Genomic DNA, 9,708 nt, shown 5'->3' on the forward strand with positions numbered 1-9,708 from the left:
CCCCCCCCCCCCCCCCCCCACTACCGGTGGGTGCCGACCGTTGGTCGGCACACCCTGTGGGCCCCCGCCAGCCACGGCCGGGGCCCATCCACGGTAGAATCACCCCCTTATCGAGTCCCCCAAGCCGCATATGAGCCACTACGAAGGCGATCTTCGCACTCCCGAGTCGGCGCGCTTCGCCATCCTGGCCAGCCGCTGGAATGCCCGCATCACCGACGCGCTGGTCGCGGGCGCCCGCCTGAGCCTGGCCGGCAACGGCGTCAGCGAAGCCAACATCGACGTGATCCGCGTGCCGGGTGCCTGGGAACTGCCGCTGGTGGCCGCACGCCTGGCCGCCGCGCATGAACACGCCGCCATCCTCACTCTGGGCTGCGTCATCCGTGGCGATACCCGCCACTACGAACACGTGGCCGATCGCTGCGCCGAAGGTCTGATGCGCGTGCAGCTGGATTTCGGCGTGCCGGTGCTGAACGGCGTGCTGGCGGTGGAACGCGTTGAAGACGCCGAGGCCCGCGCAGGCGGCAGCCACGGCAACAAGGGCGAGGAAGTCGCACTCGCCGCATTGGAAATGGTCAACCTGCTGGAGCAACTGCCATGAACAAGAACACCCAGGGCAAGCCCTCCGGTAAACCCGTCCGCCGCGATGGCGTCGATCCGGTGCTGCGCTCGCGCGCGCGCCGTCGTGCCGTGCAGGCGCTGTATGCCTGGCAGATTTCCGGCGGCAACGCACAATCGCTGATCGCCCAGTTCGCCCACGAGCAGGCCCGCGAAATCGCCGATCTGGCCTATTTCGAAGCGCTGGTGCATGGCGTGCTGGACAACCGCCGCGACATCGACGAAGCGCTCGGCCCGTACCTGGACCGTGGCATCGAAGAAGTGGACGCCATCGAACGCGCCGTGCTGCGCCTGGCCGGCTACGAGCTGCGCTACCGCCTGGACGTGCCGTACCGCGTGGTGATCAACGAAGCCATCGAATCGGCCAAGCGCTTCGGTTCCGAGCATGGCCACACTTACGTCAACGGCGTGCTGGATCGTGCCGCCGTGGAATGGCGCAAGGTCGAATCGGGTCACTGACCCGGTTTCTGTAGAGCCGAGCCATGCTCGGCTCACCGTGCAGCGCACGGTTGCGTCCGGCATTGCGGCGCGTGATCGAACTGCAGCCGAGCATGGCTCGGCTCTACATAACAGCAGACCGCCCCATGTCCCTGGCCGAATTCGCCCTCATCGACCGCATCCGCGCCCGCACCCTGGAGCGCGACGACATCCTGCTCGGCATCGGTGACGACGCCGCGCTGCTGCAGCCGCGCGCCAATGAACAGCTGGTGGTTACCGCCGACACGCTCAACAGCGGCGTGCACTTCCCGGTGGAAACCCCGGCGTTCGACATCGGCTGGAAGACCCTGGCGGTCAATCTGTCCGACCTGGCCTCGATGGGCGCACGCCCGGCCTGGTGCACGCTGGCGCTGTCGCTGCCGGAAACCTCCGAAGACTGGATCGAAGCCTTTGCCGATGGCTTCTTCGCGCTGGCCGACCAGCACGACATCGCGCTGATCGGGGGTGACACCACGCGCGGCCCGCTGTCGCTGTCGGTGACTGCAATGGGGCAGGTGGGCCGAGGCCAGGCGCTGCGTCGTGATCGCGCGCAGGTGGGCGACGACCTCTGGGTGAGTGGCACCCTGGGCGATGCCGCCGGCGCACTGAAGCTCTGGCAGCAGGGCGCATTGAACGTTGCGGCCGCCACGTTGCTGGCCGACTACGAACACCTGCGCCTGCGCCTGCTGCGGCCCACGCCGCGGGTAACACTGGGCCTGCGTCTGCGCGCCTTCGCGCATGCGGCCGTGGATGTATCGGACGGCCTGCTGGCCGACGCCGGCCATATCGCCGCACGCAGTGGCGTGGCCGTGCATGTGGATGCCGACATGCTGCCGATCTCGCCGGAGCTGCGCGAACTGCTGGGTCGCGAACAGGCGCGTGAGTGCGCACTGCGCGGCGGCGACGACTACGAACTGTGCTTCACTGCCGCCGCCGATCAGCGCGATGCACTGATGTACCTGTCGCAGACGCTGGACCTGCCGCTTACCCGCATCGGCCGCATTGCCGAAGGGCAGGGCGTACACGTGGACGGCGAAGCCGCCAGCGGCGGTTACCAGCACTTCGCGTAGAAGCAGCAATACCTGCTCTGGTGGGTGCCAACCTTGGTTGGCACGAAGGTGTCACGCGTTCGAACCAACACCGTGTCGACCAAGGTCGACACCTACCAAAGCCATGGACTTGGTTGGCACGAATGTGTCAGGCGTTCGTACCAACACCGTGTCGACCAAGGTCGACACCCACCCATGCGGGGCGTGCCGGAACTGCTCTGGTAGGTGCCAACCTTGGTTGGCACGAATGTGTCCGGCGTCCGTACCAACACCGTGTCGACCCAGGTCGACACCTACCAAAGCGTGGGAATTACACGTGCGGAACCGGCGCGCCGAAACGGTTATCGCTCGCGGTGCCTGGCAGAACCAGGAACACCAATAAGGCAATGCTTCCGAACGGCACGAGCACCAACAGGTACCACCAGCCCGTGCGTTCGGTGTCATGCAGACGGCGCACCGTTACCGCGAGCATCGGCACGAGCAGAAATAGCCCAAACATCAGCATCAGGCTCGCGCCCAGTAACGAAAGTGTAGATGACTCAGTGATCGCGGCCGCGACGGTCAGCACGTAGGCTGGAGTCATCAGGATCCAAGTGAACAACTGGAACCACCAGAACTCACTGCGGCTGGCACGACCGCTGAACTGCGCATAGCGGGTCAGCGGAGTCATCATCTTGTGCATCGGCACTCTCTCAGAAAAGGAAGCGCGCACTATCGCTGCTGGCGGGACGGTACTCCATGCAACTTGTTGCAATCGCAACGCGAATTTCTGTAGAGCCGAGCCCACGCTCGGCTGCTTGGCGCAAAGAAAAAAGCCGAGCATGGGCTCGGCTCCACATCTTCAACGGGCGATCTTCGCCTCGGCATCGCGCGATGTTCCGTAGTCATCCAGCCACTGGAATTTCAGAGTGGTCGGTACCGTTGCACCCGCCGGTATGGCCAAACTGATGCGCTCACCCGGCGGCACCGTGTCCAGCTCGATGGTCCTGCCATTGGGCAGTACCAGATTCGCCAGTGTCACGTGGTACGCGCTCGGGTTGTGCAGCTGCAACGCGCCACCTTCAACGCGCCATTCCAGCGCCGCTGCCGCATCGCGCGCATGGCCCGGCAGGCCGGCGGGCCGGTAGAACAGCTTCACCCGCGTGCGCACCGCAAACTGCAGCAGGTTCCTGCCTTCCACATTCTCGGGCTTGGGCGGAATATCCAGCAGGTTGAAGTACAGCAGCGATTCGCGGTCTGCCGGCAGCGCCGCACCGGCCATCGGTGCATAGGTCAGCCGGAACGCCTGCGCATGCCCGGCATCGATGCGGCGGGTGGTAGGGGTCAGCACGAACGGAAGTTTCTGGCTGCCCGCCTTGGCGCTGGCATCGCCATCGTCCAGCCACACCTGGGCGAGGGCCACGTTGTCGCCACGATTGTTGGCGTTCACCGTCACCGCGCCGTTGCTGCCGTCGTAGATCACCCGCGTGCCCTGCAGCGTTACTGCAGCAGAGGCCGGAAGTACTGCGGAAGCACCGGCCAATGCCAGTACTGCCGCGCATGCGCGAAGGTTCATGGAAGTTTCCTCGGTAAGGACCGCCCGGCAGCACGCCGCCGGGCGGTGTGCGCTTACTTGTAGATGATGTCCATCTGCGCAGTGGCGTTGGCCACGCCAGCCACCACGTCGGCAGCAGCGCCGGTCTTGGTGTACCAGACGCTGTGCTTGACGGTGTTCGGTGCGGTATCGGTGACGTTGACGAACTGGGTCGGAGCAGCGTTGATCTTCAGCTGGGTATCAGTGGTGTCAAAGATCTTGTACGCCACGCCTGCTGCGCCACCGGCCGTCAGCTCCAGCGCGCCGTCGGCGGTTGCCGGGCCGCTGAACTTCACCGCCACGTCGTGCGAACCGGTGGCACCCGGGCAGGCCACCGCCACATCCAGGTCACGGCGGCCGATACGCTCGTTGCCCTTCAGGTCTTCAAGATCCATCTTGCCCATCGTCACGGCCACGCCACCGTTGATGGTGGCGGTGCAGGTGGTTTCAACAATCTCACCGCTGATGGTCAGATCAGCAGCGTTCACGGCCGGCGCAGCGGCCAGCAGGATGGCCAGCGCCATCGGGGTCTTCAGGTTCTTCATGGGTGTGCTCTTCAACAAGTAATGGAATCGGGAACGCCACCCGTCATCTGTGCGAAAGGTGGCCGGGGCAGGGGGCATGGTGTCCGTCGGCAGATCCCTTGCCGGTGAAGGACGGGGCACGCCCGTTTCTCTGCCCGGCGCATGTTCGGCCTGATGTCCGCCGCAGGCCATACAACTTGTTGCAAACGCCCCCATGCCGCGAAAACTGCAACTAGTTGCATGTTCGCCAGCAGGGTCGCGCCCTAGTCTGCACGCCTCCCATTACTACCGGGGCTGCATTGCGGCCGCGTCGACGCCATGCGCCTGACTTCCTCTCCCCCTCAAAGCGCCACGCAGTGTTCCCTGCGCCACACCGCACTGGCCGTAGCCATCAGCACCACGCTGGTGTTTGCGGCCGCGCTGCCGGCAAACGCGCGCCCCGGCGGCGAAGTGGAATTCAGCGAAGGCTTTGCCAGTGGCTTCGTCGGCGAAGACCTGGCGCGTTTCAGCATGGGCAACCCGGTGGAGCCGGGGCGATACAACGTTGATATCCATCTCAACGGCGAGTTCATCCGCCGCGATGACATCGACCTGGTGGCATCAGATACACCGCATGTTGCGCAACCCTGTGTGCCGGCAAGCCTACTGCTGGCATTGGGCCTCAGCGATGCAACGCGCCAGGCTGTGGAAGCGTCAGAAACCCCAGATTGCGTCGACGTAGAGGCCGTGATTGAAGGCGCACGCGTGCGCTACGACGACAGCCAGCTGCGGTTGGACATCTCGCTGCCGCAGGTCGCGCTGCAGCGCCAGGCGCGCGGCTTCGTTGCGCCGGAGCTGCGCGACCACGGCATCACCGCCGCTTTCCTCGGCTACAGCGTCAACCACTACCGCAACCAGGGCCAGCAGAACACCTACGCGGGCATCACCACCGGCCTCAACCTGGGGGCATGGCGGCTGCGCCACCGCAGCTCGCTCAGCCACAGCCCGCAGGGCACACACTTCACCACACTCAACAGCACGCTGCAGCGCGATCTGCCGCGCTGGAACAGCCAGCTCACCTTGGGGCAGGCCAACACCGGTGGCGAACTGTTCGACAGCGTCGGTTTCACCGGTGTGCGCATCAGCACCGACGAACGCATGCTGCCCGATTCACTGCGTGGCTATGCGCCGGTGGTGCGTGGCGTGGCACAGAGCAACGCTCGCGTCACCATCCGCCAGAACGGCGCGGTGCTGTACGAAACCACGGTGGCGCCCGGTCCGTTCGCCATCGACGATCTTTATCCCAACGCCGGCAGTGGCGATCTGGAAGTAGCCGTCACCGAAGCCGATGGCCGCGAAGAGCGCTTCACCGTGGCGTTCTCTGCCGTGCCGCAGGCACTGCGCGAAGGCAGCCAGCGGTTCAGCGTGACCGCGGGCGAGCTGCGCAATACCGGCCTGGCGCAGAACACCCTGCGTTTCACCGAAGGCACCTACGCGCGCGGCGTCAGCAACCGCATGACCCTGCTGGGCGGCGTGCAGGTAGCCGAGCACTACCAGGCCGGCCTGGCCGGCGCGGCGTTCAACACACCGTTCGGCGCCATCGGTGCCGATATCACCCACGCCCGTGCCAACGTGCCTGGCCTGCCCGCGCAGAGCGGCCGCAGCTATCGCCTGAACTACCAGCGCAGCGTGGCGCGTACCGGCACCAACCTGGGCCTGGCCGCGTACCGCTACAGCACCGAGGGCTTCCTCACCCTCACCGATGTCTCGCAGCTGTCGTTCGACCGCCCGCAGGCCGCCGATGCATTCGTCATGCGCACCCGCCAGCGCTTCCAGGTGAACTTCTCGCAGCGCGTTGGCCAGCGCAGCCAGCTGTATGTCAGCGGCGGCCACGTGGCCTACTGGAACCGCCCCGGCAAGCAGAACGATCTGCAGCTGGGGTTCCACAGCAGCTACCGCAGCGCCAACTACACGCTGTCTGCCACGCGCTACCGCATGGCCAACGGCGCACCCGATACGCGCCTGTCATTCATGCTGAGCGTGCCGCTGGGCCGCAGTGGCAACGCGCCGCGTGCCACCGCCACCTACAGCGACAGCCGCCTGGGCAGCCAGCAGCAGCTGGGTGTCAACGGCAACCTGGGCGAAGACCGCGCGCTGTCCTACAGCCTGTCGGGCAACCGCGGCCAAGGCAGCAGCGGCTACAACGCCTACGCCAGCTACCAGGGCAGCCAGGCCGATCTCAGCGCCGGTTACAGCCACGCCAACGGCAGCAGCAGCTTCAATGCCGGGGCCACCGGCAGCGTGGTACTGCATCGGGGTGGCATCAACTTCGGCCCATCGCTGGGCGAGAGCTTCGCGCTGGTGGAAGCGCAGGGCGCGCAGGGTGCGAAGGTGGGCAGTGGTCGCACCGTTACCGTGGCCGGCAATGGCTACGCCGTGCTGCCTTACACCAGCCCGTACCGCTGGAACCAGGTACAGCTGGACACCGCCGCACTGCCGCTGGACGTGGAAGTGCAGGCCAGCTCGCAGCGCGTGGCGCCCAGCGCCGGCAGCATCGTCAAGGTCAGCTTCCAGACCCGCAACGATCGCCTGTGGCTGATCGACGCCAGCGATGCCGACGGCCAGCCACTGCCCTACGGCGCGCAGATTGCCCATCCCGATGGGCGTGTGCTGGGCCAGGTCGGGCAGGGCGGTGTGGTGGCCCTGCGTGGGCTGGAAAACACCGGTTTGGTGCACGTGCAGACCGAAGACGGCATCGCCTGCCGCCTGCGTTACGCCATGCCTGACACCCCGGATGCGCACGGGCAGTACTGGGCCCAGGCGCGCTGTCTGGCGCCAGCCCGGGAAGGGCTGGCCGAAGATGTTTCCTCTTCAACTACCGGAGCTTCCCAATGAAAACCTCGCACGCGCTGTTTGCCGCACTCTTGTTCGGCGCCGCCCCACTGGCCCATGCTGATTCGGCCAACATCACCGTTACCGGCAAGGTGTTGCCGGGCACCTGCACCATGGCCAATGTGCCCGTGGCGCTGGCTGATATCGACGCCACCGATCTGAAGGCCGGGCATGACAACGGGCTGAAACCGGCCGTGCTGAACTTCACCGGCTGCGTGGGCGTGGGCAGCATCGAGCTGAGCTTCGACGGTACGGATGATGCCGCACAGGATGGGCACTGGAAGAACGGCGCATCCACCGGCGCGGCGACCGGTGTGGCCGTAGCGCTGCTGGATGGCACTACCGGCACTGCGTTCCTGAAGAAGGCCGCCAAGAAAACCATCCCCGTCAATGGTGCGGCCACGGCCAAGCTGGATATGCGCAGCGGCTATTACCGAAAGGCAGGCACGCCGCTGGTCGCAGGCGCAGTCAGCACCCAGATCACCGTTACCGCTGATTACAAGTAGTCGGAGGAGTGCCACCGTGAAACAGCCCGAACTTCTTCGTTCCAGTGCCCGCACCCGCCTGCGCGTCGTCGTTGCGGTGCTGCTGTCACTGGCAAGCGCCCATGTCATGGCCTGTACATCGTCGGGCACCAACACGGTTTATCTGACCGCCAATCTTAATTCGACCGATGCGCCGGGCAGCATCACCATGCTCTCCGGCCCGGCCACCTGGATGAATGGCTGTGGCACGCCGCGAGCGCATCAGTTGGAAGTGTCGCTGGAAGGAATCGGCCTGAAGGCCGTATCGACCATCGACTATCAAGGCAAGACCTATGTCACGTATGAGCTGAGCGCGACTTCGCCTCTGTTCTTCTTCCCGATGAACATTAAAACCTCCAATCCCGGCGTTGATGGTGGTTTCGAGCGCATTCCCGCCAAGGAAGGGGTGGGAACGCCGGTGACCTCCTATTCGGCCACCGGGAATCAACTGTTTTCCTACCCGCACCTGGGTGTGGTGGCGCGTGCAGGCATGCAGCCAGTACCGCTGACCCAGCTCGGCACCGAAGTGGCGCAGCACACCCAGTTCACCTACTCCAACCGGCACGTGGTGTATGTGACAGTGAACATCCAGCAACCCACCTGCACCCTCAGCGATGCGGCGTTCACGCTCACCGAAATCAGTGCTGACGTAGTGCGTGCGGTGGGTGACAGCAGCCGTGAGCAGACCTTCCCGGTGAAGATGCAGTGCGAAGCGGCCGGCATTCCGGTGAAGCTGACGCTGACCGATGCGAATGATCCCACCGCCACCGGCAGTCTGCTGAAGCCGACTGCGCATGCGACAGCGGAGGGCGTGCAAGTAGAACTGCTGCGCAACGGCGTACCGGTGAACCTCGGCCAGCAATGGGACCACGGCACATCGGGCAACGGTGAACAGAACATCGATCTGCAGGCGCGCTACACCCGTGTGCCGGGTGCACTGAAGATTGGCGATGTGGAAGGGCAGGCGGTGATCACCGCCACCTACCGATAGCAACTTCAGTTCCGAACGAGGCATTGCGTTGGAAATTCATTTGAAGAAGGCCCATTACCGGCGCCGCCCCCTGCGCAATCATTGCGTGTGGATTGCTCTGGGTCTTTTGGCTTCGGCATCTGCGGTTGCCTGCACCGGGCAGCACAACACAGGCACGCCGGTTAACCTCGTCATTGAGGCTTGGGACGATGCGGAACAGGACAAAATGGTGGCCAACTGGCAGAGCGGAAGCGGCGCCAATGCGCAGTTTCTGACTGGTTGCACGTCCATGGCGGTTGTTCCGATGGATGTCACCTCATCGCTCCCCGGGCTGCAGTTTGTCCGCAATGTCAGCCTGGACGGTCAGAGCTATCCAGCTTTCGGGTTGATTGCGTACCCACGATCTCCACTGCTGATCTTCCGGCATCAGGTATGGACAGGGTCGGGAAGCATCAGAGATGACTATGTCCCGCTGGACATACGCGGGACCGTTCATTTCCCCTCAAAGGGCTTCGATTCTTCCGGCCGTGGATCGATCGTGCAGGTTGCTGCCATCTCTCGTGGCGGCATCATGCAGCCCGTTCCTTCCACGCTACTCGGCCCGATCAGCCGTGTTTCACCGTTGTACCCGCAGTGGGTTAAAAGCGATACGTTCACCGTGACCGCCAACCTGAAAGTGCCGACCTGCACATTGTCTGACACGCCGGTCACGCTGGTGGATGTGGGGGTGGCCGATCTTCCGGCCAGCGGTCGCTTCGCAGGTGAACGCACCTTCGACGTGGTGATGGACTGCAACGGCGCCTTCCCGGTGGAAATGGTGCTTACCGATGCCAACTTGCCGGGCAACACCGGCAGCCGTCTTGCGCCCACCGCGAACAGCACCGCCGGTGCTGTTCGTGTGGAGCTGCTGCTTGGGGGCGCACCGGTAGTGCTGGGCCGGCCCTGGACGATTCCGCTCACCCAGAACGGAAAGCAGAACATCACCCTGGCTGCGCGCTACTACCGCGAGACGGGCACGTTGCACGGCGGTGTGGTGGAAGGGCAGGCGGTGATCACCGCTACATACCGCTGAGGCCCGCTTTTGTAGAGTCGAGCTTGCTCGACT

General features: G+C 64.8%; 10 protein-coding genes. 7 read left to right on the top strand and 3 right to left on the bottom strand.

The window, feature by feature from the left end:
- Positions 1–130: 130 nt before the first annotated feature.
- The 3 genes from ribH to thiL all read left to right on the top strand — a co-directional run bounded on the left by ribH (position 131) and on the right by thiL (position 2,162).
- The gene (gene ribH, locus QRO93_RS03180) at positions 131–598 is read left to right on the top strand and encodes a 6,7-dimethyl-8-ribityllumazine synthase (protein WP_053448784.1); all 468 of its coding nucleotides are present in this window, start codon (positions 131–133) and stop codon (positions 596–598) included.
- Positions 595–1,074 (top strand): transcription antitermination factor NusB, encoded by a 480-nt coding sequence (nusB, locus tag QRO93_RS03185; protein ID WP_008266434.1) that lies wholly within the window; start codon positions 595–597, stop codon positions 1,072–1,074. The genes ribH and nusB overlap by 4 nt, the downstream gene beginning before the upstream one ends.
- Positions 1,075–1,199: 125 nt before the next feature.
- The gene (gene thiL / locus QRO93_RS03190) at positions 1,200–2,162 is read left to right on the top strand and encodes a thiamine-phosphate kinase (protein ID WP_180881050.1); all 963 of its coding nucleotides are present in this window, start codon (positions 1,200–1,202) and stop codon (positions 2,160–2,162) included.
- A gap of 289 nt (positions 2,163–2,451) precedes the next feature.
- Here thiL and QRO93_RS03195 read toward each other — a convergent pair whose 3' ends face one another.
- Genes QRO93_RS03195 through QRO93_RS03205 form a run of 3 tightly spaced genes read right to left on the bottom strand, consistent with a single transcriptional unit; the run spans position 2,452 to position 4,259 of the window.
- Positions 2,452–2,964 (bottom strand): DUF805 domain-containing protein, encoded by a 513-nt coding sequence (locus tag QRO93_RS03195; protein WP_258011057.1) that lies wholly within the window; start codon positions 2,962–2,964, stop codon positions 2,452–2,454.
- A gap of 18 nt (positions 2,965–2,982) precedes the next feature.
- A complete protein-coding gene (locus tag QRO93_RS03200) occupies positions 2,983–3,696 on the bottom strand; it encodes a molecular chaperone (protein WP_180881048.1) in 714 nt (237 codons plus the stop codon).
- A 53-nt stretch (positions 3,697–3,749) separates the two neighbouring features.
- Positions 3,750–4,259, bottom strand: coding sequence for a fimbrial protein (locus QRO93_RS03205; RefSeq protein ID WP_180881046.1), 510 nt, complete (start codon positions 4,257–4,259; stop codon positions 3,750–3,752).
- Positions 4,260–4,556: 297 nt separating this feature from the next.
- Between QRO93_RS03205 and QRO93_RS03210 the strand changes: the two genes are divergently transcribed.
- The 4 genes from QRO93_RS03210 to QRO93_RS03225 are packed head-to-tail and all read left to right on the top strand — an operon-like array spanning position 4,557 to position 9,675.
- Positions 4,557–7,112 carry a fimbria/pilus outer membrane usher protein gene (locus tag QRO93_RS03210; protein WP_258011056.1) on the top strand — a complete coding sequence of 852 codons (2,556 nt, stop codon included), beginning with the start codon at positions 4,557–4,559 and terminating at the stop codon, positions 7,110–7,112.
- Positions 7,109–7,615, top strand: a complete 507-nt coding sequence (locus QRO93_RS03215) for a fimbrial protein (RefSeq protein WP_180881044.1) — start codon at positions 7,109–7,111, stop codon at positions 7,613–7,615. The genes QRO93_RS03210 and QRO93_RS03215 overlap by 4 nt, the downstream gene beginning before the upstream one ends.
- 16 nt (positions 7,616–7,631) lie before the next feature.
- Positions 7,632–8,624: a fimbrial protein gene (locus QRO93_RS03220; RefSeq protein ID WP_180881042.1), complete on the top strand. Its 993-nt coding sequence runs from the start codon at positions 7,632–7,634 to the stop codon at positions 8,622–8,624.
- Between the two features lie 40 nt (positions 8,625–8,664).
- On the top strand, positions 8,665–9,675 hold the full coding sequence (locus QRO93_RS03225) for a fimbrial protein (protein WP_180881040.1): 1,011 nt from the start codon (positions 8,665–8,667) through the stop codon (positions 9,673–9,675).
- The last annotated feature ends 33 nt before the right edge of the window (positions 9,676–9,708 follow it).

The sequence above is a fragment of the Stenotrophomonas maltophilia group sp. Smal17 genome, from assembly GCF_030237045.1.
GTDB lineage: Bacteria > Pseudomonadota > Gammaproteobacteria > Xanthomonadales > Xanthomonadaceae > Stenotrophomonas > Stenotrophomonas forensis.

Coding starts and splice junctions, on each gene's coding strand:
- QRO93_RS03200 (WP_180881048.1), bottom strand. CDS start 3,696: ATGAACCTTCGCGCATGCGCGGCAGTACTGGCATTGGCCGGTGCTTCC.
- ribH (WP_053448784.1), top strand. CDS start 131: ATGAGCCACTACGAAGGCGATCTTCGCACTCCCGAGTCGGCGCGCTTC.
- QRO93_RS03205 (WP_180881046.1), bottom strand. CDS start 4,259: ATGAAGAACCTGAAGACCCCGATGGCGCTGGCCATCCTGCTGGCCGCT.
- QRO93_RS03215 (WP_180881044.1), top strand. CDS start 7,109: ATGAAAACCTCGCACGCGCTGTTTGCCGCACTCTTGTTCGGCGCCGCC.
- thiL (WP_180881050.1), top strand. CDS start 1,200: ATGTCCCTGGCCGAATTCGCCCTCATCGACCGCATCCGCGCCCGCACC.
- nusB (WP_008266434.1), top strand. CDS start 595: ATGAACAAGAACACCCAGGGCAAGCCCTCCGGTAAACCCGTCCGCCGC.
- QRO93_RS03195 (WP_258011057.1), bottom strand. CDS start 2,964: ATGCTCGGCTTTTTTCTTTGCGCCAAGCAGCCGAGCGTGGGCTCGGCT.
- QRO93_RS03210 (WP_258011056.1), top strand. CDS start 4,557: ATGCGCCTGACTTCCTCTCCCCCTCAAAGCGCCACGCAGTGTTCCCTG.